Here is a 24,267-nt window from a genome sequence, read left to right on the forward strand (position 1 = left end):
GCGATTCCCCGTTGTACCCCTGCCGGCGGGTGGAGGGCCAATAACAACAACGTATTCAGTCGTTGCTGCATAGCATCAGAATACGCCTCCGGCTGACTGCCGGCGCAACGTCGCAAACGGTTCCACGCGCGGGCCCGTCATTGCCGGGTGATCCACGGCTCACCGCACGGCCCGGTATGGACCCTCCGGCTGCCAGCGCGGCGGCAACGCGCTACCCTTGCCGCCCCCGATCTGGTCCCGCCCATGTCCGTCGACAACAACCAACGCGATCTCGAAGCCGGCATCCACACCGACCTGCACGGCCGGCTGACCTACGGCGGCTACCTGCGGCTGGACCAGCTGCTCAGTGCCCAGCAGCCGCTGTCCAACCCGCCGCACCACGACGAGATGCTCTTCATCATCCAGCACCAGACGTCGGAGCTGTGGTTGAAGCTGCTGGGGCACGAGCTTGGCGCGGCCATCGGCTTCCTGCAGCGCGATGAAGTCTGGCAGTGCCGCAAGGTGCTGGCCCGCAGCAAGCAGGTGCTGCGCCAGCTCACCGAGCAGTGGTCGGTGCTGGAAACCCTGACCCCGTCCGAGTACATGGGCTTCCGCGACGTGCTGGGGCCTTCCTCGGGATTCCAGTCGCTGCAGTACCGCTACATCGAGTTCCTGCTGGGCAACAAGAACGCGCAGATGCTGCAGGTGTTCGAGCATGATCCGGCCGGGCAGGCGCAGCTGCGGAGCGTGCTGGAGGCACCCAGCCTGTACGAGGAATTCCTGAAGTACCTGGCCCGCTTCGGCCACGCCGTGCCGGCGATGTACGAGACCCACGACTGGACCCAGCCGCATGTGGCCGACGACGCCCTGCAGCCGGTCTTCGAGCGCATCTACCAGGACACCGACCGCTACTGGCGCGAGTATTCGCTGTGCGAGGACCTGGTGGACCTGGAGACGGCCTTCCAGCTCTGGCGGTTCCGCCACATGCGTACGGTGATGCGGGTGATCGGCTTCAAGCGCGGTACCGGAGGCTCGTCCGGGGTCGGCTTCCTGCGCCAGGCGCTGGAGCTGACCTTCTTCCCCGAGCTGTTCCAGGTGCGGACCACGCTGCAGGCCGCGCCCCCGCCGGAGCTGGGCTGATCCCCATTCATCCGGATCCCGGCCGGCGGCTGGATCGTTTCAGATGCAAGTTCAGCGAGCAGGCGGGCACCTGCCTCAAACGGCGTGTATTTGACGTGAACGCCACAAGTCGGTGATCCTCGCGCGTTGCTCCATTGCACATCGGACGTGCTCGTCATCCACCGAACCAGGAATCCCGCATGAGCGTAAACGCCACTGCGAACACCCCGGAGCCGGCGCTGCCGGACTTCAAGACCACGCTGGGCCACCCGCGCCCGCTGTGGATGCTGTTCATGACCGAGTTCTGGGAACGCTTTGCGTTCTACGGCATCCGCTGGGCCTTGGTGCTGTACATCGTCGCCCAGTTCTACAACGGCAACGCCGCCGGCGAGGGCGATGCCAGCCGCATCTACGGTGCCTACCTGGCGCTGGTGTACGCGGCGGCGATCTTCGGCGGTTACGTGGCCGACCGGGTGCTGGGCTACCAGCGCTCGATCCTGACCGGCGCGATCATCATGGCGGCCGGCCTGTTCATGATCTCGCTGCCGGAAGAGCATCTGTTCAAGCTCGGCCTGGCCACGATCATCGTGGGCAACGGCCTGTTCAAGCCGAACATCTCCACCATGGTCGGCAAGCTGTATGGCCTGAAGGACGAGCGCCGCGATTCGGGCTTCACCATCTTCTACATGGGCATCAACATCGGCGCGATGATCGCCCCGGTGCTGACCGAGTACCTGGCCCGCAAGGTGTTCGGCACTTCGGAAATGCCGTCGTACAAGGTCGTGTTCATCGCCTCCGGCGTGGGCATGCTGATCTCGCTGGTGTGGTTCTACATCGGCCGGGCCGGCCTGAAGGGCATCGGCGCACCGCCGGCCGGTGCCGAAGGCTTCGGTCGCATCGTGATGGTGCTGGTGGGCGCGCTGGTCGCCATCCCGGTCGCCTACTTCCTGCTGGCGACCGGCGCCACCGCGCTGGCCTGGATCCTGGGCGTGATGTTCGCTGCGCTGGCCGTGCTGCTGCTGGTCGAAGGCATCCGCGAGGGCAAGGTGCAGCGCGACCGCGTGATCGCCATGCTGATCATCTTCGCGTTCAACGTCATGTTCTGGATGTTCTTCGAACAGGCCGGCAGCTCGTTCACCTTCCTGGCCGAGAACATCGTCAACCGTGACTTCGGCAACTGGACCTTCCCGACCGCGTGGTTCCAGTCGGTGAACTCGGTGGCCATCATCACCCTGGCGCCGCTGATCGCCTGGATCTGGGTGGCCCTGGGTCGCGCCAATCCGTCCATCCCGCGCAAGTTCGGCCTGGGCCTGCTGTTCAACGGCGCGGCCTTCGCCCTGCTGATGTTTGCCCTGTCGCAGATGGTCGTGGACGGCAAGATCCCGTTCTGGACCCTGTTCATGGTCTACGTCATCCAGTCCGTCGGTGAGCTGTGCCTGTCGCCGATCGGCCTGTCGATGGTGACCAAGCTGGCCCCGGTCCGCCTGGTCGGCTTCGGCATGGGTGGCTGGTTCCTGTCCACCGGCATCGGCAACAACCTGTCGGGCATCTTCGCCGGCGCCGTCAGTGGTGAAGGCGGCATGACGATCGATTCGGCACTGAAGGGGTATACCTTCGGCTTCTGGGCCCTGATCGGTTCCGGCGTGGTGCTGTTCCTGATTGCCCCGCTGATCAACAAGCTGATGCACGGCGTCAAGTGATGAGAGGGTAGCTGGCATGCGTACGAAGCTCGGTGGTGCGATGGGGATGGTCTGTGCGGCGCTGATCGGCGCGTGTTCGCAACCCCCGCCACCCGCCGCCACCGGGCCGACGCAGCCACTGGATACCCGTCCCACCGAGCCACCGGTCGCTGACCCCAGCGAACCGGTGGCCTCGGGCAACACCCCGGTGGCGGCGGATATCGCCGCCATCGCCGGGCTCAGTGCACAGTTCGACCCGGCCCGCGACCCCGCCGACGATCTGGCCACCGCCAAGGTGGAAGCCCAGCGTGGCAAGAAGCGCATCATCCTCGAGGTCGGCAACGCCGGCTGCGACCGCTGTCATGCGCTGGACCAGATCGTGGAGGGGGATGGCGACCTGCGCCGTTTCCGCGATGCCCACTACGTGTGGGTGAAGGTCAATGAGAGCGACGAGAAGCCCAACAGCGCTTTCCTCGGCCAGTTCCCGGAGACGGGCCGCGACTACCCCTACCTGCTGGTGCTCGATGCCGACGGCACCCTGCTGGCACCGCAGGCAACGGCGGCAATGCGCAGGGGCGAGACCTACCTGCCGGCGCAGGTGATGGCCTTCCTCAAGCAGTGGGCGCCTGATCGGTAGCGCCGGGCCATGCCCGGCGGATGCGCGCGCCGTCACATTCCCAGCATCGCCGCCTCAATTTCATCGCACGCACGCCGTTACCGGCAAGGCTCCCGGTCGACCCGACGTCGACGCACCCTACCGGAACGCCCATGCACAGCGACCACGCCGAACGATTGCCCGACCCTGCCAGCAGCCTGGGCGAGGGTGGTGCTGGCGAGGGCGTGACCCTGCCGGCACGGGACGCACTGCTGGATGACGTCGGCATCGGCGACAGTGCCCCCGAAGCGGCCCCGCCGCACCATCGCCTGCCGCAGATCGCACTGCCTGACAACGTCGTGCTGAAGGGCGCGGTGCAGACGCTGGTGGAACAGAAATCGCGACTCGATGCGCTGGCGTCGCAGGGCCAACTGGCCGGCCTGCTGCCGCCGGAATGGCAGGGCAACGGCGTACGCGCCATCGAGCTGTCCAACTTCATCCAGGGCGTGCTGCCGTTCCTGCAGCCGGGAGAACGTGGCGAGACCGCGGCCGCACGCCTGCCGGTGCGTCATGTGCTGGGCGACGACAGCCGTTGGGGCCTGCCGGATGTGGCCGAACCGAAGTCGCTGGCGTGGTACCTGGCCAGTGACGAACGCGCCACTGCGGGCGGCAGGGACGTGGCCGAAGCCTTTCTGGTCGGGGCGCTGGGCGTGGCGTGGATGCAGGAGGGGCGCAGCCGCGCGGGCTTCCTGCGTGCCGTGGGGCAGGACAGCCTGGCCGCGCGGGTGACCATGCTGGGCTATCCGGCGGCCACCGAGCTGGCGCTGTACAGCGTGGTCGCGCATGGCCAGTCGCAGGTCTGGTGCGTGCACGCTCGCCGTCGCATGCGTCCACTGGTCGCGCCATGGCTGAGCGTGCCGCTGTTGACGGCGTACGGGGTGCCCGCACCGGTGCCATGGCCGTCCGCGTTCCCGCCCGTGGACGCCGTTGCCGAGGCGCTGGCGACCGCGCGCCAGGGACGCGCGCTGCCCGAGGTGGATCTGGGCAAGGTGGTGGCGAAGATGGCCGAAGACGCAGCCGGCGAAGCATGGCAACCGGTCAGCCTGCTGCAGCTCAACACGTGGTCGCCGCGCTGGCATTTCTTCCTCGGCACCTTCGTCGGCGTGCCGTCCCTGCTGCTGGTGGCTGCCGCGCTGGCCCTGCCGGGGGCGGTCGAAGCGGCCACGGTTGCCGCGTCGCTGGGCTTTGCCGGTGGCGCGATCGGGGCACTCGCAGTGCCGTGGATCCATGCGCGGCGCAAGCACCTGAGCTGAACCGTGCTGTCCTGAGACCGGGGCCGAGCCCCGGCGGCACGCCTCAGACGCCTTCGCCCATCCGTTCCAGGCCATCGCCCGCCAGGCGCAGGATCAGCGTTTCCAGCAGCTGTTCCTCCTCCTCGCTCAGCACCGACATCAACTTGCGGGTGATCTCGATCACCAGCGGCGCGATGGTCTCGTACACCTCGAAGCCCGCTGCCGACAGGGCCAGGACCGAGCGGCGACGGTCGTCGCCATGGGTCTCGCGCTTGATGAAGCCACGCTCGAGCAGGCGCGCCACCGCGCGGCTGACCGCCACCTTGTCCATCGCCGTGCGGTCGGAGACCTCGCTGGCCGACGACCCGGGATACAGCGCCAGGATGGTGATGACCCGCCATTCCGGAATGGCCAGACCGTAGCGATCACCGTACAGCTTGGCGATGTTGCCGCTGACCCGGTTGGACAGCACGCTCAGCCGGTAGGGCAGGAACTGTTCCAGGTCGAGCAGGACGTGCGATGCACGCAGGCGTGTCGAAGCGGGATCGGCGGGGCTCATGTTGCGGTGCACCTTGCTGGTGGTTTCAAGTGTAACTATAAGGGTTGGGTCCAGACCCTGCATTCTCGCCGGGTCGTTACCTGCCCGCACCTGGTTTGTACCGATGCGGTACCGATTCGGAGCCCCGCCATGAATACCGCAGTCCAGCCCTCCTCGCATCCCAATCCGGGCATGCAGGTCACCACCTTCGAGAACCCGATGGGCATCGATGGTTTCGAGTTCGTCGAGTTTGCTGCCCCGGCCGGCCGCGGCCAGGAGCTGCACGACTACTTCCGCAGGATGGGCTTCACGGCGGTGCTCAGGCACAAGCAGCGTCCGATTACCGTCTATCGCCAGGGCGACGTCAACTTCCTGGTCAATGAAGACCCGGATTCGTTCGCTGCCGACTTCGCCGAAAAGCATGGTCCGTGCGCCTGCGGCTTCGCCATCCGCTTCAAGAAGCCGGGCCAGGAGGTCTACCAGACCGCGCTGGGCAACGGTGCCGAGGCCATCGGCTTCAAGCCGCACAGCAAGGCGGTCGGCGCGCCGGTCATCAAGGGCATCGGTGACTGCATGCTGTACCTGGTCGACCGCTATGGCAGCGCCGGCAGCATCTACGACGGCGACTACGAGCCGATCGCCGGCGTCGATCAGCATCCGGTGGGCTTCGGCCTGACCTTCATCGACCACCTGACCCACAACCTGTACTTCGGCAACATGCAGCAGTGGTCGGACTACTACGAGCGGCTGTTCAACTTCCGCGAGATCCGCTACTTCGACATCAAGGGCCTGAAGACCGGCCTGGTGTCCAAGGCCATGACCGCGCCGGACGGCATCGTGCGCATTCCGCTCAACGAATCGTCCGATCCGAAGAGCCAGATCAACGAATACCTGGATGCCTACAAGGGAGAGGGCATCCAGCACATCGCCTGCTTCACCGAGAACATCTACGAGACCGTCGAGGCGATGCGTGCGCAGGGTGTGGATTTCCTCGACACACCGGACACCTACTTCGACGTGATCGACCAGCGCGTGCCGAACCATGGCGAGGACGTGCCGCGCCTGGCGAAGAACAAGATCCTGATCGACGCCGATCCGGAAACCCACCAGCGCAAGCTGCTGCAGATCTTCACCCAGAACTGCATCGGCCCGATCTTCTTCGAGATCATCCAGCGCAAGGGCAATGAAGGTTTCGGCGAAGGCAACTTCACTGCGCTGTTCGAGAGCATCGAGCGCGACCAGATCCGCCGCGGCGTGCTGTAACGTTTCAGACCTGCACCCTCAGCGGTAGCGCCGGGCCATGCCCGGCGGCTTTCCGTTCCGGCCTTGCCGTTCCAGGAGCCCCCATGTCCACCTCCATCACCGCCCGTGGCTACCAGTCCGGTTTCGGCAACGAATTCGCCACCGAAGCCGTGGCCGGCGCGCTGCCGGTCGGGCAGAACTCGCCGCAGAAGGTGGCCCATGGCCTGTATGCCGAGCAGCTGTCCGGCACCGCCTTCACCGCGCCGCGCGGCAGCAACCGGCGCAGCTGGCTGTACCGGATCCGCCCGGCGGTGACCCATGGTGAGTTCACCCCGTTCGCGCAATCGCGCCTGCAGTGCGATTTCGGCTCGCAGCCGGCCTCGCCGAACCAGCTGCGCTGGAGCCCGCTGCCGCTGCCGGAACTTCCCACCGACTTCGTCGAAGGGCTGTACACCATGGGCGGCAATGGTTCGCCGGATGCCCACGCCGGCGTCGGCATTCATCTGTATGCCGCGAACCGGGACATGGTTGGCCGCTACTTCTACGATGCCGACGGCGAACTGCTGATCGTGCCCCAGCTGGGTGGCCTGCGCCTGCTGACCGAGCTGGGCGTGATCGAGATCGAACCGCAGCAGATCGCGGTGATTCCGCGTGGCGTGCGCTTCCGCGTCGAGCTGCCTGATGGCCCGAGCCGGGGCTACATCTGCGAGAACTACGGCGCCCTGCTGAAACTACCCGATCTGGGGCCGATCGGCGCCAACGGCCTGGCCAATCCGCGCGACTTTGAAACCCCGCATGCGGCCTTCGAGGACCTCGACGGTGAGTTCGAACTGATCGCCAAGTTCGAAGGACGCCTGTGGCGCGCGCCGATCGACCATTCGCCGCTGGACGTGGTCGCCTGGCACGGCAATTACGCGCCGTACCGCTACGATCTGCGCCGCTTCAACACCCTCGGTTCGATCAGCTACGACCACCCGGACCCGTCGATCTTCCTGGTACTGCATTCGCCCAGCGACACAGCAGGGACCAGCAACATGGATTTCGCCATCTTCCCGCCGCGCTGGCTGGTGGCGCAGAACACCTTCCGGCCACCGTGGTTCCACCGCAACATCGCCAGCGAGTTCATGGGCCTGGTGCACGGTGCCTACGATGCCAAGGCCGAAGGCTTCGTGCCGGGCGGCGCCTCCCTGCACAACTGCATGAGCGGCCACGGACCGGATGCACCGACCTTCGACAGGGCCTCCAGTGCCGATCTGTCCAGGCCCGACGTGGTCAAGGACACCATGGCCTTCATGTTCGAGACCCGCGCGGTGATCCGCCCGACCGCCCAGGCGCTTGATGCCGGGCACCGGCAGGCCGATTACCAGCAGTGCTGGGCAGGGCTGCGCAACAACTTCCGGTGAGCCTCACGCGGCGTCGGTGAAGGCGTCGCAGTGCTCCAGCGGCAGGACTTCCAGCAGCCGCTGCCGTACGCGTTCGCAGTAGCCTTCGGAGGTCAGCGCGGGCAGTACCTGCAACGCCGAGTGCAGCACCCGCAGCACATCGGTCTGCGCACGTGCCTGCTGCAGGTCGCGGAACAGCGCCGCTGCCTGCGGATGCCGCTGCAGCTCCAGGATGCCCAGTACATAGATCCGTGAGGCGACCAGCGAGCGACGCCGCTCGATCGGCGTGGCCGCGGTCGCGGGTGCCTGCGGCCGGGCAGGGGTGGGCCCGGATACCGCCACCGCGGGAGGCGGGGCGTCGGTTTCCAGATAGCCGGCATGGATCAGCTGGATCAGCATGGCCGGCGTCTCCTGGCCCATCAGCCCGCTCAGCTCGGTGACGCTGCGCTGGCCATCGCACAGGATGAGCAGCCGGCGCTGGCGCATGTCCAGCGGCGCGCGGTGCGCCTGCAGCGCGGTTCGGGCGAGATCGGTCTTGCGCGGTTGCATGGATGGGACAGCCAGGACGGTGCACGCCGAGCCTGAACGAAGGCGATGAAACAGCGATGACAATGCAGCGCCTGCACGCGGCCTGCGGTAGCGTCCGCCCATCCCTCCTGGAGCGATACCGATGAAGCTGCTGCCATTGGCTGGTCTGATGCTGCTGTCCCTGACCGCCTGTGGCGGTGGTTCGGACAAACAGGGAGCGGCCGGCAGCGGCAGCGACTCGCCGGCCGAGACCGCCAGCGCCACCGGCCCGGCACAATCGGCCGATCCGGACCTGGCGTCACGGCCGGCCAACGATGCCCGCGCCGACAGCCCCGCGCGCCTGGACGGTTTCGGCGGGGTGGCGCTGGGTGCGGGCATCGCCGAGGTGCGCAGCGGCTTCGGCGCGCCGCTGCAGGGGCTGGGCAGCGATGCGGCAGGCAGGCCATTGCCGGCCGACGACGGCAACGAGGACTGCTATTTCCTGCGTCCGCAGCAGGCCGATGACCCACGCCTGATGATCGAAGGCCGCAAGCTGGTCCGCTATGACGTGCGCAGCGCCGCCATCACCGCGCCGGGCGGCGGCAGGGTCGGCATGACCCTGGGCGAGTTGCAGGTGCTGTATCCGGAGCGTGCCGATGTCGGTCCCGACAAGTACGACGACAAGGCCCAGCACCTGCGCGTGCGTCCGGCGCAGGAAGGTGCGGCGGTGATCGATTTCGCCCTGGGGCCCGACGGCCGGGTCAGCGCGTGGCGGGTCGGCCAGACCCCGCAGGTCGATTACACCGAAGGTTGTGGCTGATCCTTGATGCAGCGCCCAGCCTCGCGGCCGGGCCAAGCGTAGAATCGCGCGACGACCGCTGGGGGAGTGCTCGATGATCGCCATTGCCATCGCCTGGTTTCTGCTTGGCCTGCTGCTGCTGGGGCTCGGCGGAGACTCCATCGTCAAGGCCGTTTCCGGCCTGGCCCAGCGCTTCGGTGCCCGCCCGTTCACGGCGGGTCTGCTGCTGCTCGGCGTGGCGACGTCGATGCCGGAGCTGGTGGTCAACGCCCGCGCGCTGGCCGTGGGCCAGCCGGAACTGGCGCTGGGCAACGCGGTGGGCAGCAGCATCGCCAACCTGGGCCTGACCCTGGCGATCGCGGCGATCGCGGCCCCGTTGCTGCTGCGCGCGCGCCTGCAGGCCGTGCTCTGGTGGTCGCTGCTGGGGGCCGGCGTTCTGTTGATCCTGTTCGGGCTGGATGGCCGCCTCGCGCGCTGGGAAGGTGTCGTGCTGCTGGCCGGCTTCGTCGTCATGCAGGCCGTGCTGATGCGCCGTGGCCGCAGTGAAACCGCCGATGTGCAGGCGGCCATCGCACGATCGGCGCTGAGCCGCACCAGCCTGCCGTTGAATGTGCTGCGTGTGCTGGTGGCCGTGGTGGCCCTTTACTGGGGGGCGCGGCTGGTCGTTGGCGCGGCGGCCGACTTCGGCGTCGCACTTGGATGGACGCCGCTGCTGGTCGGCCTGCTGCCGCTTGCGATCGGCACGGCCTTGCCGGAGGTGGCCACCGCCATCGCCGCTGCGCGGCGTGGCCATGGCGACATGGTGCTGGGCCACGTGCTCGGCTCCAGCGCGGTCAATCTGCTGCTGGTGATCGGCGCGATGGCGGCGCTGCAGCCGCTGGCCCTGCCGGCATCGTTCGTGCGCCTGGAACTGCCCGCGCTGCTGGCCTTTGCCCTGGTGCTGTATCCGATGCTGCGTGGCGACCTGAAGATCAGCCGTGGCGAAGGCGTGATCCTGCTGGTGGCGTTCGTCGGCTGGTTCGTATTGGAACTGCTGCTGGTGGGTGCACCGGCACTGTAGCGCCGAGCCCATGCACGGCTCGGCAGCAGATCCCCGCCCTGAGTGGATGCGGGGAGCCGTGTGATCAGCGTGTCGGGCTCTGCTCTTCTTTCCGCGCCGGCTCCGGCGGCGGCAGCTGCTCTTCGGCAGCCCGTTCGTTGCCGGGCAGGGTAGGACGGGTTTCCATCAGCAGCGACAACGCGGCCTTGGCCATCATGTGCGCGCTGATCGGCGCGGTGATGAACAGGAAGACGGTGATCAGCAGCTCGCGCGGCTGCGGATCCTGGCCGAGGAAGATGTGGTAGCAGACCGAACACACCAGCACGCAGCCCACGCCCAGCGTGCTGGCCTTGGTCGGCGCATGCAGCCGCTTGAAGAAGGTCGACAGCTTCACCAGGCCCAGCGCACCGACCAGGATGAAGAAGCAGCCGAACAGCAGCAGGACCGACAGGCCGATCTGGATCGCGGTGATCATTCGACGATGTCCCGGCGCAGCACGAACTTGCTCAGCACCACGGTGCTGCCGAAGCCGAGCATGGCGATCACCAGTGCGGCCTCGAAGTAGATCGGCGAGTTGAGGTACATGCCGAACAGCATCAGTTCGGCGATGGCAGTCACTGAAAGTGTGTCCAGGGCGAGGATGCGGTCGGGCACGCTCGGGCCGCGCAGCAGGCGCCAGGTCGCCAGCAGCATGGCCAGTCCGACCACGTGCATGCATACCACCAGGGTGGTCTGGATGACTTCAAAACCGGTCATGGGAAGATCTCCATCAACGGGGCTTCGTAACGTTGCTTGATCGTGTCGATCAGCGCCTGTGGATCCTCCAGGTGCAGCACGTGCACCAGCAGGAACCTGCGGTCGTCGCTGAGTGCCGCCGACACCGTACCCGGGGTCAGGGTGATCATGCTGGTCAGCGCGGCGATGCCGTGGATGTTGGCGATGTCCAGCGGCAGCCAGATGAAGCCCGGATGGATGTTCTTCTCCGGGCCGAGCACCTGCAGGGCCACCCGGATGTTGGACATCAGGATGTCCCACAGGGTGACGCACAGCAGCTTCGGTACCGGGCGCAACGTACCGATGCGGGCGAACTCGCGATCCAGGCGCGCGGCGAACAGCGGCACGACCACGCCCAGCACAAGGCCCAGCAGGATCTGGCCAAGGTTGAAGCTGTCGGACATCAGCAGCCAGAACGCCACCACCATCATGCTCAGTGCGGGCGACGGTACCAGGCGGCGGAACAGGGGGCGTTGCGCGGTCATGGCTGGCGGATCTCCGGTGTGGTCGCGCGCAACTGCTGCACGTACTCGCCCGGCTGCAGCAGCTGGGCGGCGGTGGCGTCGGTATGGCGCATCAGCGGGGCGGCGGCCAGGGTCATGCCGATGCCGTAGGCCAGCAGGATGCAGGCAGCGAACAGCTCGACCCTGCGCAGCTTGGCCTTGCGGGGCGGCGGCGCGTCCGGCTCGGGCAGCGGCACGCGCCAGAACAGGCGGATGCCTCCTCGGGTCAGGCCCATGATGACCAGCAGGCTGCTGACCAGCACGGCCGTCCATACCGCGCCGGTGTACTGCGCCGGCATCCCGGCCAGCAGGGCGGCCTTGGCCAGGAAGCCCGACAGCGGCGGAAGTCCGGCGACCGACACGGCGCCGATCAGGAACAGTACCGCCGGCGTTTCCTTGCCCGGCATCGGTGCGATCACTTCCTTGCGGTCGCTGGCACCGCCGCGTCGGCGCCGGATCAGGTCGGCCACCAGGAACAGCGCGGCAGCGACGAAACTGCTGTGTGGCAGATAGTACAGACCGGCGGAGAGCACCTTCGGCGTGCCCACCGAGAAGGCAATGAACAGGGTCGCGGCCGAGACGATCACCAGGTAGGAGATCAGCACGCGCAGGCGCGCGGCGGCCAGCGCGCCCAGGCCGCCCAGTACCAGCGTGGCCACGCCGGCCCACAGCAGCCAGTCGCGTCCGTATCCGGCCATCGCGCCGGCGTCCTCGCCGAACCACAGCATCTGCACGCGCAGCACGGCGTACAGGCCGACCTTGGTCATGATCGCAAACAGCGCAGCGACCGCAGCAGGTGCGCGCGCGTACGATTCGGGCAGCCAAAGGTACAGCGGCATCAGGGCGGCCTTGGCGCAGAACACCAGCAGCAGCAGGCCCATCGTGGCCTTCACCAGGGTCAGCTGTGCCGGCGGAACCTCGGCGATGCGCTGCGACAGCTCCGCCATGTTCAACGAGCCGAGCGAGGCGTACAGCAGGCCGAGTGCGATCAGGAACAGCGTCGATGCGGTGACATTGAACACCACGTAGTGCAGGCCGATGCGCATGCGCAGGCCACGGCCGCCGCTCAGCAGCAGGCCGTAGGAAGCGATCAGCATCACCTCGAAGAACACGAACAGGTTGAAGATGTCGCCGGTGAGGAACGCACCGTTGAGGCCGACCAGCTGGAACTGGAACAGCGCATGGAAGTGCGGCGCGCGCCGGTCCCAGCCCGAGCAGGCATGCAGCAGGCAGGGGATGGCCAGCAGCAGGGTGGTCAGCAGCATCCACGCCGACAGCCGGTCGGCCACCAGCGCGATGCCCAGGCGCGAGGGCCAGTCACCCAGCAGGTAGACGCGGATGTCACCGCCTGCCGTATCGGCGAACAGCAGCCCGACCACCACGGCCAGGGCCGCCAGTGCCGTCCAGGCCACGGTCCGCTGTACCTTCGGACCATAGCGGCGATGCTCGACGAACAGTGACAGTGCGGCGCCGAGCAGGGGAACCAGGATCGGCAGGATCACCAGATGGTTCATGCGCGGTCCTCGCCCTGGCGCGGCGGCGCATCGTCATCGGGCTCGTGCGCGTCCACGTGGTCGCTGTGGTTGTCGCTGCGGCTGCGCATGGCCAGCACGATGCTCACTGCGGTCATCGCGAAGGCGATCACGATGGCCGTCAGTACCAGCGCCTGCGGCAACGGGTCGGTGTAGTTGCCCAGGTGGCTCTCCACGCCTTCCTGCAGCACCGGTGCCTTGCCCTGCACCAGGCGCCCACCGGCAAAGATCAGCAGGTTGGTGGCGTAGGACAGGAAGGTCATGCCAAGGATCACGTCGAAGCTGCGCGCCCGCAGCAGCAGGTACACGCCGATGGCGGTCAGCACGCCGATCGCGGTGGCCAGGGCCAGTTCCATCAGTGCATCTCCCCGGTGCGGGCCGAACGGCGTTGCAGATCGATCTCGCCCTTGCGGGCGGTGCGGGTTCGAGAGGGCTTGACCGTGCCCATCATCGACAGCATCAGCATGGCGCCACCGAACACCACCAGGTACACGCCGATGTCGAAGCCGATCGCGCTGGCCAGCGGCACGTCGCCGATCAGCGGCAGGTGCAGGTCGAGGTGCCCGCTGGTCAGGAACGGCACGCCGAACAGCATCGAAGCACTGCCACTGAGCAGGGCGATCAGCAGGCCGGTGCCGATGCACCGGATGTAGTCGAAGCCGAAGCGCGACTCCACCGATGCCGTACCCTGGATTACGTACTGGATCAGCAGCGGCACCGCCAGTACCAGGCCGGCGATGAACCCGCCGCCCGGGGCGTTGTGACCGCGCAGGAACAGGAAGATGGAGACCGTCAGCGTCAGCGGGAACATGATCTGCGCCAGGTCGGCCGGTACCGGCAGCTTGATCGGCGGCCCGGGCATGATCTGCTCCGGGGCCATCCGCGTGCGGCGCAGCAGCGCGTGCACCACCAGCGCGGCGATGCCGAACACCGTGATCTCGCCGAAGGTATCAAAGCCGCGGAAGTCGACCAGGATCACGTTGACCACGTTCTGGCCATACGCTTCGGGCAGGGCACGCGCCACCAGCTCACCGGCCATGGTGTTCGGCGGCAGGGTCATCGCGGTATAGGCCAGCGCGCCGAGACCGGAACCGGCGATGACCGCGATCAGCGCGTCGCGGCGCTTGCGCCAGCGCGGCCGCTCCGGTCCGGACTGCGCGGGCAGATAGTTCATCCCCAGCAGCATCAGGACCAGGGTCACCATCTCCACCAGCAGCTGGGTCAGTGCCAGATCCGGTGCCGACAGGAACACGAAGGTCAGCGCCACCATCAGGCCGACGCCGCCCACCAGCAGCACCGCCAGCAGGCGCTGCTTGTACACGCGCAGGGTGGCGATCGCGCAGCCCATCATCACCAGCCACAACGCCCAGCCCAGCAGTGGAATCGGCTGCGGCGCGGTCCAGTTCGGGGACGCCGGGTTCGCCACGAACGGCGCGGCGGCCACCACGATCGCGACCAGCACCAGGCCCAGCAGCATCCGCTGCAGGCTGCCGTTGGCAATGCCGTTGGTCAGGCGCATGGCCAGTGCGGAAACCGCATCCAGCTGCGCATGGAACACGTTGCGGCCGGTGGTGGTATTGGTCACGGCATGCAGGTTGATCAGCTTGCGCAGGCCGAAGTACAGGGCGATACCGCCCACCACGCCGATCGCGCTCATCGCCAGCGGCAGGTTGAAGCCATGCCATACCGACAGGCTGTACTCGGGCATGGCGCTGCCGAGGATGGAGGCGGCAGCGGAATGCAGGACCGGCGCCACCGTCAGCGCGGGCGCGATGCCGACTGCCACGCAGACCACCACCAGCAGTTCCACCGGTACCTTCATCCAGCGCGGCGGTTCATGGGGAACGCGGTCCAGCCCGTGCGGGCCGGGGCCGAAGAAGGTGTCGTGCACGAAGCGCAGGCTGTAGGCCACGCCGAACACGCCGGCCAGCAACGCCGCAATCGACACCGCCATGCGCATGGTCTCGGTGCCGCCGGCGCTGATCGCCTCGGCGAACAGCATTTCCTTGGACAGGAAGCCGTTGAGCAGCGGAATGCCGGCCATGGCCAGCGAGGCGATGATCGCCAGTGCGCTGGTGAAGGGCATCAGTTTCCGCAGTCCGCCCAGCTTGCGCATGTCGCGGGTGCCGGTCTCATGGTCGATGATGCCGGCGGCCATGAACAGCGAGGCCTTGAAGGTGGCGTGGTTGAGGATGTGGAACACGCCGGCGACCACCGCCATCGGCGTGGACAGGCCGAACAGCAGGGTGATCAGGCCCAGGTGGGAGATCGTCGAATACGCCAGCAGCCCTTTCAGGTCGTGCTGGAAGATCGCGTTCCAGGCGCCGATCAGCAGGGTGAGCGCGCCGATGCCGCTCACCGTATAGAAGAACAGGTCGCTGCCGGCCAGTGCCGGATGCAGGCGCGCCAGCAGGAACACGCCTGCTTTGACCATGGTGGCCGAGTGCAGGTAGGCCGAGACCGGTGTCGGCGCCGCCATCGCATGCGGCAACCAGAAATGGAACGGGAACTGCGCGCTCTTGGTGAAGATGCCGGCCAGCACCAGGAACAGGGCATAGGGATACAGCGCGCTGGCGCGGATCTGTTCACCGGCCGCCAGCACCACATCCAGGTCGAAGCTGCCGACGATGCGCCCGATCAGCAGCACGCCACCGAGCAGGGCCAGCCCGCCGCCGCCGGTGATCACCAGCGCCATGCGTGCGCCCTCGCGCGCGTCCTGGCGATGCGACCAGAAGCCGATCAGCAGGAACGAGCTGATGCTGGTCATTTCCCAGAAGATCATCAGCAACAGCAGGTTGCCCGACAGCACCATGCCGAGCATGGCGCCCATGAACAGCAGCAGGTAGCAGTAGAAGCGGTGGGCGTTGTCCTGCGCACTGAGGTAGTACCGCGCGTACAGCACCACCAGCGCGCCGATGCCCAGCACCAGGCCGGCAAACATCCAGGCCAGGCCGTCCAGCCGCAGATGGAAGTCCAGGCCGATCTGCGGCAGCCAGGGCAGCAGGGTGCGGACGATCTGGCCGTCGAGCACCGCCGGGGTGAGCCAGCCGAGAATGGCCAAGCCGCCCAACGGCGCCAGCGCCGCCAGCCAGGCAGCAGTCGAGCGCGAACTACGGGGGAAGGCCGCAACAGCCGCTGCCATCAGGAACGGCAGGGCCAGCAGCAGAGGCAGGCTGGGGAGCATGCAGGGAATCCATGATTCACGAGCAGGTCAGTGAGGATAACAGGCTGCGAAATGTCGCCGAAAGCCATCGAACGGCGATCAATTGCCTGTAACGTTCGCTGATTCATTTTTTTGCAGTGCAGCATCTGCTCCGCGGTGCCGGCCAAGGGCTGCGGCCAGCTGCACCCTACGCCCGCGCACGGCGACCGCAGGCCCTGTCGCACAGGGGCTGCCGCTGCGACAGACGCCCCGGCAGAGGGGCAGAGCGTGCAGGCTGGCAGGCCGACGGTGGACCGCAGGTGAGGAAACCCGCCCGTTCAGGAAGCGAGGGTGACGCTCGCCCGGAGGCGTGTCAGTAACGCCAGTCGAGCCTGCGATAGAGCTTGGCCATCACCCAGGCCGGGCCGATCAGCAGGTAAGTCAGGTCGGTCAGGAAGCTGGGCTTGCGGCCCTCGAACTTGTGCCCGATGAACTGCGCGATCCAGGCCACGACGAACACCGTCACCGCCAGCCAGAACAGGTTGTGCAGGCCGATCTCGGCCTCCAGCAGGCGGCACAGGCAGCCGAACACGAAGAACTGGATGAGCATGCCGATGCCCAGCGGACGCGACAGCTTGTTGTAGAAGCACCAGGCACTGAACATCGCGAACGCCGACCAGATGCCGTACTGGAACCAGGTGATCAGGGGGGGCAGGCACCACAGCAGGGCCACGGCCGACCACAGGATGGCCGGTACCGCGACCACGTGGATGCGCTGGTTGATCGTATTGCGGTGATCGTCGGAGTAGCTGGCGAAGTAGCGGTCGATCGGCCGCGCGAGCTCGGTGGTGGTCTGCATGCTTCTTCGCTTCCTCCGGTGAGGCCGACAGCATACTCCCGGGCGCCTTCGCACAGCGCCACCCTGGGCGCTGCCGGGCAGGACGCCCCCGGTCGCTGCGACCGGGGGCGCAGGGGATCAGTCGACGCTGATCCCGGCCAAACGCTGCAGCGCCTCGGCGTACTTGGCGCGGGTGCGCTCGATGATCTCCGCCGGGATGTTCGGGCCCGGGGCGGTCTTGCCCCAGTCCAGCGTCTCCAGGTAATCGCGCACGAACTGCTTGTCGTAGCTGGGCGGGCTGGTGCCCACTTCGTACTCGTCGGCCGGCCAGTAACGCGATGAATCCGGCGTCAGCATCTCGTCCATGATGTACAGGCGGCCGTCGGCATCGGTGCCGAACTCGAACTTGGTGTCGGCCAGGATGATGCCGCGCTCGCGGGCGTAATCGGCGGCGAACTTGTAGATGCGCAGGGTGGCATCGCGCACGCGCTCGGCCAGTTCGGCGCCGACCTGCCGCACCATCGCATCGAAATCGATGTTCTCGTCATGGTCGCCCACCGCGGCCTTGGTCGAGGGGGTGAAGATCGGTTCGGGCAGCTGCTCGGCCTGGCGCAGCCGATCGGGCAGGTCGATGCCGCTGACCTTGCCGGTGCGCTGGTAGTCCTTCCAGCCGCTGCCGATCAGGTAGCCGCGGGCGATCGCTTCCACCGGCACCGGCTTCAGCTTGCGGGTGACCACGGCGCGCCGGGCGTACAGCGCCGGGTCCACGCCTTCGGGCAGCACGCTGGCCACGTCGATGCCGGTCAGGTGATTGGGCATCAGGTGCGCGGTCTTGGCGAACCAGAAATTGGAGACCTGGCAGAGCATTTCGCCCTTGCCGGGGATCGGGTCGGGCAGCACCACGTCGAACGCCGACAGGCGATCGGTGGCGACCATCAGCAGGTAGTCGCCCGGCGGGGTCCCTGCAGGCAGCCGCTCGCGCGGGATATCGAACACATCACGCACCTTGCCGCGGTGGCGCAAGGGCAGGCCGGGGAGATCGGATTGCAACAGCGTGGTTGGCACGGGCACTCCTGGGGCGTTGTCGATACGGCTGCCCAACGGACCCGGCGGGCCCGCTGACCAGCGGGCGGCCTAGTGTAAAGCCGTCCGGGCCCGCTGTGACGTAAAATGAGCGTCCATTTCGTCGGTCGACCCCGGAGCGCCATGCGCTGGTACGGAAAACTGCTCGGATTCATCGCCGGCGCCCTGCTGTTCCGGCCCAATCCGCTGTTCGGCGCGGTGGTCGGCCTGCTGATCGGCCATGCCTTTGATTCGGATTGGTTCCGCCTGAACAAGGAGAACCCGTACCGGGAGCTGGGGCTGACCTCCGAGGCCACCGATGCCGAGGTCGAGCGCGCCTACCGCAAGCTGATCTCGCAGTACCACCCGGACAAGCTTGGCGGCGCCGCCCCCGAGCTGCAGCAGCAGGCCGAGCAGAAGTCGCGGCGCATCAACGCCGCCTACGACCGTATCAAGACCCTGCGCAAGCGCTGACCCCTTTCCCCTCGTTGCAAGGCCCGGCCATGTCCCACTGCCTCATCGCCCCCTCCATCCTGTCCGCCGATTTCGCCCGCCTCGGCGAGGAAGTCGACAACGTCCTGGCCGCCGGTGCGGACTGGGTCCACTTCGACGTGATGGACAACCATTACGTACCCAACCTGACCATCGGCCCGATGGTCTGCCAGGCACTGCGCAAGCACGGCGTGACCGCGCCGATCGACGTGCACCTGATGGTCGAGCCGGTGGACCGCATCATCCCGGACTTCGCCGAAGCCGGTGCCACCTACATCAGCTTCCATCCGGAGGCCAGCCGCCACGTGCACCGCACGATCCAGCTGATCCGTTCGCTGGGCTGCAAGCCGGGCATCGTGCTGAACCCGGCCACGCCGGTGGACATCCTCGACTGGGTGCTGGATGACCTGGACCTGGTGCTGCTGATGTCGGTCAATCCGGGATTCGGCGGCCAGGCCTTCATTCCTTCGGCGCTGGACAAGCTGCGCGTGGTCCGCCAGAAGATCGATGCCAGCGGCAAGGACATCCGCCTGGAAATCGACGGTGGCGTGAAGGCCGACAACATCGGCGAGATCGCGGCTGCGGGCGCCGACACCTTCGTCGCCGGCTCGGCCATCTTCAATGCCAAGACCCCTTACCAGGATGTGATCGCGCAGATGCGCGCCAACGTCGCTGCGGCGCGAGGCTGAGGCATGAGCACGGTGGCCGTGTTGAACATCCGCCCGGCCACTGCCGCCGACGCGGGCCTGATCCTGCGCTTCATCCGTGAGCTGGCCATCTATGAGCGGGCCGAGCATTCGGTGCAGACCGACGAGATCGGCATCGCCGAAAGCCTGTTCGGTCCCGACGCAACTGCCCGCGCGCTGATCTGTGAAGCCGATGGCGAGGCCATCGGCTATGCGGTGTATTTCTACAACTACTCCACCTGGCTGGGCCGCAAGGGCATCTACCTGGAAGACCTGTATGTCAGCCCGCAGCAGCGGGGCGCGGGCGCTGGCAAGGCGCTGCTGAAATACATCGCGCGGCAGGCGGTCGCCGAAGGCTGCGGTCGCTTCGAATGGTCGGTGCTGGACTGGAACACGCCGGCCATCGAGTTCTACACCGCAGCGGGCGCGAAACCGCAGGATGAGTGGACCGTATACCGGCTGCAGGGCCAGGCGCTGCACGATTTCGCCAACGGCTGACGATCGCGCCCGGGTGCGACTTCAAAAAAAAGGCCACGCCCATCGTTGGCGTGGCCTTGCTGCATGCGTGGGAGGCTGATCCTGCCTCCATCCGTCGTCCCTGCTATGGCCTTCCATTCTCCGGGAGCTGAATGACACGCATGTGACATTCACTGCCGGCAAACGGTGCGTTGCTAGCCTGTGCCACCCCACACCGGAATCCCCGCATGACCGCACCGCGCTGGCGCCTGATCCTCAACGGCAAGTCCGCAGGCAATGACGAGCTGCGCGACGCGGTGCGCCAGTGGCGGGAGCGGGGCGTGCAGCTGGAGGTACGGGTCACCTGGGAAGAGGGTGACGCCGAGCGTTACGTGGCTGAGGCCATCGACCACGGGGTAGACGTGATCGTGGCGGCAGGCGGCGACGGCACGCTCAGTGCGGTGGCCGAAACGCTGGCCCACCGCGATGAATCCGCCGATGCCCTGCCTTCGCTGGCATTGGTCCCGATGGGCACCGCCAATGACTTCGCCACCTCGGCGAACATTCCGACCGAGCCGGAGGCCGCGCTCGCGCTGATCGGGCAGACCACGGCACATGCCATCGATCTGCTGCGCGTGGATGCCGATGGCACGTCCTGGTGGTGCGCCAACCTGGCCAGTGGCGGTTTCGGCACGCAGGTCACCGTGGAAACCGATGCCGGCCTGAAGAAGATGCTCGGTGGCCTGGCCTACGTGATCACCGGCATCGCCAAGCTGGGGCGGATCGAGCCGATTACCGCGCGTCTGCACGGTCCGGACTTCGCCTGGGAAGGCGGCTTCATCGCGCTGGGGATCGGCAACGGCCGGCAGGCCGGTGGTGGCCAGCAGCTGTGCCCACAGGCACTGATCGATGACGGCCTGCTGGATGTCACCGTCGTACCCGAACTGGAGGGGGAGGTGGCGTCGACGCTGGGGCAGATGCTGACCGGTGGCAAGGAAGCGGCGCTGGAACGGGTGGCCACCCGCGTCCGGCTGCCCTGGCTGCAGCTCGAGTCGGCGCAGCCACTGACCCTGAACCTGGACGGTGAGCCGGTGCAGGCGCGGCGGTTCCGCATCGACTGCGTGGCTGGCCGGGTGCGCATGCATCTGCCGGCCGATTGCCCGCTGCTGGCCACGTAAGGTGGCTGCCACGCCTGGCGCTGCGGGGTTCCACTCCCGTCCAAGCTGCGATACAGTCAAGGGGTGTCCAGCCTGACGACCCCGCATACCCTTTCTTCCGCACGCCGTTGGTGGCGATGGTGGCCCGTTGCCGTCGTCCGCCCCCATAACGCTGTGTCCCGGAAGGAAAGTCGTCTTGAACTCGCACGCTCAGTTTCAGCTGCAGGCCGCTGAAGGCCACACCCACATTCCCGTTGTCCGCGAAGTGCTGTCCGACCTGGACACGCCGCTTTCGGTCTATCTGAAGCTCGCCGACGGCCCCAATACCTACCTGTTTGAATCCGTCGAAGGCGGCGAACGCTTTGGTCGTTACTCGATCATTGGCCTGCCGGCGCGCCGCGTGTATGCCTTCCATGGCCATACGCTGACCGTGCGCGAAGACGGCCAGGTGGTGGAAACCCGCGAGGTGGCCGACCCGTTTGCCGAAGTCGAGGCGCTGCGCAGCGCCCACTCGGTGCCGAAGCTGGAGGGCCTGCCGGGCTTCACCGGTGGTCTGGTCGGCTGGTTCGGTTTCGAGTGCATCGGCTATATCGAGCCGCGCCTGGCACCGCCGGCCGGCCGCGATGAACTGGGCACGCCGGACATCCTGCTGCTGCACTCCAACGAGCTGGCGGTATTCGACAATCTCAAGGGCCGCCTGTACCTGATCGTGCACGCGGACCCGCGCGTCCACGGCGCGTTCGAGCAGGCGCAGGCGCGCCTGGATGCGCTCACCGCAAAGCTGCGTGCACCGGGTGCCGGCTATCCCACACCGCTCAACAGCGATGTGCTGGATGAATCCGATTTCGTCTCCGGTTTCACCCGCGATGGCTTCGTCGATGCGGTCCAGCGCAGCAAGGAATACATCCGCGCCGGCGACATCTTCCAGGTGGTGCTCAGCCAGCGCCTGAGCGTGCCGTTCAAGGCACGCCCGGTGGACGTGTACCGCGCGCTGCGCGCATTGAACCCGTCGCCGTACATGTATTTCCTGGATGTCGGCGACCTGCAGGTGGTTGGCTCCTCGCCGGAAATCCTGGTGCGCCTGCAGGACGGCGAAGTCACCGTACGCCCGATCGCCGGCACGCGTCCGCGCGGCGCCACCGTCGAGCAGGACCTGGCACTGGAAGCCGAGCTGCTGGCCGATCCGAAAGAACGTGCCGAGCACCTGATGCTGATCGATCTCGGCCGCAACGATGCCGGTCGCGTATCAAAGGCCGGCACGGTGGAAGTGGGCGAGCAGTTCGTGATTGAACGCTACAGCCACGTCATGCACATCGTCAGCGAGGTGACCGGGCAGCTGCAGCCGGGCCTTAGCTATGCCGACGTGCTGCGCGCCACCTTCCCGGCCGGCACCGTCAGCGGCGCACCGAAGATCCGCGCGCTGGAAGTGATCCGCGAACTGGAGCCGATCAAGCGCAATGTGTACGCCGGCAGCATCGGCTACATCGGTTGGCACGGCGATGCCGATACCGCGATCGCGATCCGCACCGCGGTGATCAAGGACGGCCGCCTGTACGTGCAGGCCGGCGCCGGCATCGTCTACGACTCGGACCCGGACAAGGAATGGGACGAGACGATGAACAAGGGCCGCGCGCTGTTCCGCGCCGTCGCCCAGGCCGCCAAGGGCCTGTAAGGCACCCTGCGCCGTGGCCTGCGCTGCGGCACCTTCCGCTGTACCTGGCCCTCTCCCTGTGCGGCACCCACGTGTACGCCCACTCCCGATAAGCGACGGAACCCGACCATGTTGTGGATGATCGACAACTACGACAGCTTCACCTACAACCTCGTGCAGTACCTGCAGACGCTGGGCGCCGAGGTGAAGGTGGTGCGCAACGATGCGATGAGCGTGGATGAGATCGCCGCGCAGAAGCCCGAGCGCATCGTCATCTCGCCCGGCCCGTGCACGCCCAACGAGGCGGGCGTGTCGCTGCAGCTGATCGAACGCCTGGGCCCGACCACGCCGATTCTCGGTGTCTGCCTGGGCCACCAGGCCATCGGCCAGGTCTATGGCGGCACCGTGATCCGCGCCGGCAACATCATGCACGGCAAGACTTCGCCGATCCGCCATGAAGGCAAGGGCGTCTTCGCCGGCCTGCCGGACCGCTACCAGGCCACCCGTTACCACTCGCTGGTGGTGGACAAGAACAGCCTGCCCGATGTGCTGGAAGTGACCGCCTGGACCGAGAACGACGACGGCTCGATCGAAGAGATCATGGGCCTGCGCCATCGCCACTTCCCGGTGGAAGGCGTGCAGTTCCACCCCGAATCCATCCTCACCGAACACGGCCACGCCCTGCTGCGCAATTTCCTGCAGCGACCGGCCGCCTGAGTCCAAGGAGCAATCCCGATGAGCTTCTCCCCCCAGGAAGCCCTGCACCGCACCATCGAGCACCGCGAGATCTTCTTCGACGAGATGGTCGACCTGATGCGGCAGATCATGCGTGGCGATGTTTCGCCGATGATGACGGCAGCCATCCTCACCGGCCTGCGCGTGAAGAAGGAGACCGTGGACGAAATCGCCGCGGCGGCCACCGTGATGCGTGAATTCGCCCGGCCGGTGCCGGTGGCCGATACCTCCAACCTGGTCGATATCGTCGGCACGGGGGGCGATGGTTCGCATACCTTCAACATCTCCACCTGCGCGATGTTCGTCGCGGCGGCTGCCGGCGCGCGCGTGGCCAAGCATGGCAACCGCAGCGTGTCGTCCAAGTCCGGCAGCGCCGACGCGCTGGAGGCGCTGGGCGCGGTGATCGAGCTGCAGCCGGAGCAGGTGGCCGCGGCCATCGAGCGGACCGGGATCGGTTTCATGTTCGCGCCGATCCACCACCCGTCGATGAAGGTGGTGGCGCCGGTGCGCCGCGAGATGGGCGTGCGCACCATCTTCAACATCCTCGGCCCGCTCACCAATCCGGCCAGCGCACCGTCGGTGCTGATGGGCGTGTTCCACCCCGATCTGGTGGGCATCCAGGCGCGCGTGCTGCGCGAGCTGGGCACCGAGCGCGCCATGGTGGTCTGGGGCCGCGACAACATGGACGAGATCTCGCTGGGCGCCGGCACCCTGGTCGGCGAATTGCGCGACGGCAAGGTGCGCGAGTACGAGATCCACCCGGAGGACTTCGGCATCGCCATGTCGGCCAGCCGCAACCTGCGCGTGGATGGCCCGGAGCAGTCCATTGCCCTGCTGCGCGCGGTGCTGGACAACGCGCCCGGCCCGGCGCTGGACATCGTCGCGCTCAATGCCGGCGCCGCGCTGTACGTGGCCGGCGTGGCCAGTGACATCGGTGACGGCCTGGCCCGTGCCCGCGCCGCCATCGCCAATGGCAGCGCCCGCCAGCGCCTGCAGCAGTATGTTGAGACCACCCGCGCGCTGGTTGCCTGAGCGCGTGGTTCAGCCTGACCCCGTCGATGGCCGATA

General features: G+C 67.2%; 25 protein-coding genes. 15 read left to right on the forward strand and 10 right to left on the reverse strand.

Translation table 11 applies throughout. The features are described 5' to 3' along the window. Window positions 1-243 precede the first annotated feature (243 nt). From AC5P76_RS07700 to AC5P76_RS07715, 4 genes are all read left to right on the forward strand, one after another. The gene (locus AC5P76_RS07700) at window positions 244-1,119 is read left to right on the forward strand and encodes a tryptophan 2,3-dioxygenase (RefSeq protein WP_053519851.1); all 876 of its coding nucleotides are present in this window, start codon (window positions 244-246) and stop codon (window positions 1,117-1,119) included. 179 nt (window positions 1,120-1,298) lie between these two features. Continuing rightward, window positions 1,299-2,798, forward strand: a complete 1,500-nt coding sequence (locus tag AC5P76_RS07705) for a peptide MFS transporter (protein ID WP_053519850.1) — start codon at window positions 1,299-1,301, stop codon at window positions 2,796-2,798. A gap of 16 nt (window positions 2,799-2,814) precedes the next feature. Beyond that, on the forward strand, window positions 2,815-3,414 hold the full coding sequence (locus AC5P76_RS07710) for a thioredoxin family protein (RefSeq protein ID WP_495222717.1): 600 nt from the start codon (window positions 2,815-2,817) through the stop codon (window positions 3,412-3,414). A gap of 131 nt (window positions 3,415-3,545) precedes the next feature. Continuing rightward, window positions 3,546-4,685, forward strand: a complete 1,140-nt coding sequence (locus AC5P76_RS07715; RefSeq protein ID WP_253119309.1) for a hypothetical protein — start codon at window positions 3,546-3,548, stop codon at window positions 4,683-4,685. Between the two features lie 43 nt (window positions 4,686-4,728). On the opposite strand, the gene AC5P76_RS07720 is transcribed toward AC5P76_RS07715, so the two are convergent. Beyond that, window positions 4,729-5,223, reverse strand: coding sequence for a MarR family winged helix-turn-helix transcriptional regulator (locus AC5P76_RS07720; protein WP_065174367.1), 495 nt, complete (start codon window positions 5,221-5,223; stop codon window positions 4,729-4,731). A gap of 129 nt (window positions 5,224-5,352) precedes the next feature. Here AC5P76_RS07720 and hppD point away from each other — a divergent pair, with 129 nt between their 5' ends. Continuing rightward, window positions 5,353-6,465 carry a 4-hydroxyphenylpyruvate dioxygenase gene (gene hppD / locus AC5P76_RS07725; protein ID WP_495222718.1) on the forward strand — a complete coding sequence of 371 codons (1,113 nt, stop codon included), beginning with the start codon at window positions 5,353-5,355 and terminating at the stop codon, window positions 6,463-6,465. Window positions 6,466-6,548: 83 nt separating this feature from the next. Next, window positions 6,549-7,847 carry a homogentisate 1,2-dioxygenase gene (gene hmgA, locus AC5P76_RS07730; protein ID WP_065174368.1) on the forward strand — a complete coding sequence of 433 codons (1,299 nt, stop codon included), beginning with the start codon at window positions 6,549-6,551 and terminating at the stop codon, window positions 7,845-7,847. 3 nt (window positions 7,848-7,850) lie between these two features. On the opposite strand, the gene AC5P76_RS07735 is transcribed toward hmgA, so the two are convergent. Next, window positions 7,851-8,375, reverse strand: coding sequence for a hypothetical protein (locus AC5P76_RS07735; protein WP_065181524.1), 525 nt, complete (start codon window positions 8,373-8,375; stop codon window positions 7,851-7,853). Window positions 8,376-8,496: 121 nt separating this feature from the next. On the opposite strand from AC5P76_RS07735, the gene AC5P76_RS07740 reads away from it, so the two are divergent. Both AC5P76_RS07740 and AC5P76_RS07745 read left to right on the forward strand, forming a co-directional pair. Further along, a complete protein-coding gene (locus tag AC5P76_RS07740) occupies window positions 8,497-9,153 on the forward strand; it encodes a hypothetical protein (protein WP_053515542.1) in 657 nt (218 codons plus the stop codon). 73 nt (window positions 9,154-9,226) lie between these two features. Further along, a complete protein-coding gene (locus AC5P76_RS07745) occupies window positions 9,227-10,192 on the forward strand; it encodes a sodium:calcium antiporter (protein WP_053515544.1) in 966 nt (321 codons plus the stop codon). A 64-nt stretch (window positions 10,193-10,256) separates the two neighbouring features. Here AC5P76_RS07745 and AC5P76_RS07750 read toward each other — a convergent pair whose 3' ends face one another. The 8 genes from AC5P76_RS07750 to AC5P76_RS07785 form a co-directional block, all read right to left on the reverse strand. Continuing rightward, complete coding sequence (locus tag AC5P76_RS07750; protein WP_053515546.1) at window positions 10,257-10,646, reverse strand: Na+/H+ antiporter subunit G; 390 nt, start codon at window positions 10,644-10,646, stop codon at window positions 10,257-10,259. Continuing rightward, window positions 10,643-10,927: a K+/H+ antiporter subunit F gene (locus AC5P76_RS07755; RefSeq protein WP_053515548.1), complete on the reverse strand. Its 285-nt coding sequence runs from the start codon at window positions 10,925-10,927 to the stop codon at window positions 10,643-10,645. Before AC5P76_RS07755 ends, AC5P76_RS07750 begins: the two co-directional genes overlap by 4 nt. Continuing rightward, on the reverse strand, window positions 10,924-11,430 hold the full coding sequence (locus tag AC5P76_RS07760) for a Na+/H+ antiporter subunit E (RefSeq protein ID WP_180875583.1): 507 nt from the start codon (window positions 11,428-11,430) through the stop codon (window positions 10,924-10,926). Before AC5P76_RS07760 ends, AC5P76_RS07755 begins: the two co-directional genes overlap by 4 nt. Continuing rightward, window positions 11,427-12,962: a monovalent cation/H+ antiporter subunit D gene (locus tag AC5P76_RS07765; RefSeq protein WP_053515551.1), complete on the reverse strand. Its 1,536-nt coding sequence runs from the start codon at window positions 12,960-12,962 to the stop codon at window positions 11,427-11,429. The genes AC5P76_RS07760 and AC5P76_RS07765 overlap by 4 nt, the downstream gene beginning before the upstream one ends. After that, window positions 12,959-13,336, reverse strand: coding sequence for a Na+/H+ antiporter subunit C (locus AC5P76_RS07770; RefSeq protein ID WP_053515553.1), 378 nt, complete (start codon window positions 13,334-13,336; stop codon window positions 12,959-12,961). Before AC5P76_RS07770 ends, AC5P76_RS07765 begins: the two co-directional genes overlap by 4 nt. Then, window positions 13,336-16,164: a monovalent cation/H+ antiporter subunit A gene (locus AC5P76_RS07775; protein WP_253119307.1), complete on the reverse strand. Its 2,829-nt coding sequence runs from the start codon at window positions 16,162-16,164 to the stop codon at window positions 13,336-13,338. The genes AC5P76_RS07770 and AC5P76_RS07775 overlap by 1 nt, the downstream gene beginning before the upstream one ends. A gap of 331 nt (window positions 16,165-16,495) precedes the next feature. After that, window positions 16,496-16,981: an Mpo1 family 2-hydroxy fatty acid dioxygenase gene (locus tag AC5P76_RS07780; RefSeq protein WP_053515557.1), complete on the reverse strand. Its 486-nt coding sequence runs from the start codon at window positions 16,979-16,981 to the stop codon at window positions 16,496-16,498. 117 nt (window positions 16,982-17,098) lie between these two features. Then, entirely contained in the window at window positions 17,099-18,025 is a 927-nt protein-coding gene (locus AC5P76_RS07785) for a phosphoribosylaminoimidazolesuccinocarboxamide synthase (protein ID WP_180875581.1), read from the reverse strand. 141 nt (window positions 18,026-18,166) lie between these two features. Between AC5P76_RS07785 and AC5P76_RS07790 the strand changes: the two genes are divergently transcribed. The 7 genes from AC5P76_RS07790 (at window position 18,167) to trpD (ending at window position 24,231) form a co-directional block, all read left to right on the forward strand. Beyond that, the gene (locus AC5P76_RS07790) at window positions 18,167-18,496 is read left to right on the forward strand and encodes a J domain-containing protein (protein WP_005411327.1); all 330 of its coding nucleotides are present in this window, start codon (window positions 18,167-18,169) and stop codon (window positions 18,494-18,496) included. Window positions 18,497-18,525: 29 nt separating this feature from the next. Next, window positions 18,526-19,203, forward strand: a complete 678-nt coding sequence (gene rpe, locus AC5P76_RS07795) for a ribulose-phosphate 3-epimerase (protein WP_065174373.1) — start codon at window positions 18,526-18,528, stop codon at window positions 19,201-19,203. 12 nt (window positions 19,204-19,215) lie between these two features. Next, window positions 19,216-19,698, forward strand: coding sequence for a GNAT family N-acetyltransferase (locus tag AC5P76_RS07800; RefSeq protein WP_065174518.1), 483 nt, complete (start codon window positions 19,216-19,218; stop codon window positions 19,696-19,698). Window positions 19,699-19,904: 206 nt separating this feature from the next. Continuing rightward, entirely contained in the window at window positions 19,905-20,834 is a 930-nt protein-coding gene (gene yegS / locus AC5P76_RS07805) for a lipid kinase YegS (protein ID WP_180875580.1), read from the forward strand. A 175-nt stretch (window positions 20,835-21,009) separates the two neighbouring features. After that, window positions 21,010-22,485, forward strand: a complete 1,476-nt coding sequence (gene trpE, locus AC5P76_RS07810) for an anthranilate synthase component I (protein WP_253119304.1) — start codon at window positions 21,010-21,012, stop codon at window positions 22,483-22,485. A gap of 108 nt (window positions 22,486-22,593) precedes the next feature. After that, window positions 22,594-23,181 (forward strand): anthranilate synthase component II, encoded by a 588-nt coding sequence (locus AC5P76_RS07815; RefSeq protein WP_253119302.1) that lies wholly within the window; start codon window positions 22,594-22,596, stop codon window positions 23,179-23,181. An 18-nt stretch (window positions 23,182-23,199) separates the two neighbouring features. After that, window positions 23,200-24,231, forward strand: a complete 1,032-nt coding sequence (gene trpD, locus AC5P76_RS07820; protein ID WP_253119300.1) for an anthranilate phosphoribosyltransferase — start codon at window positions 23,200-23,202, stop codon at window positions 24,229-24,231. The last annotated feature ends 36 nt before the right edge of the window (window positions 24,232-24,267 follow it).

The organism is Stenotrophomonas sp. YJH_SMC_36, from assembly GCF_059369935.1.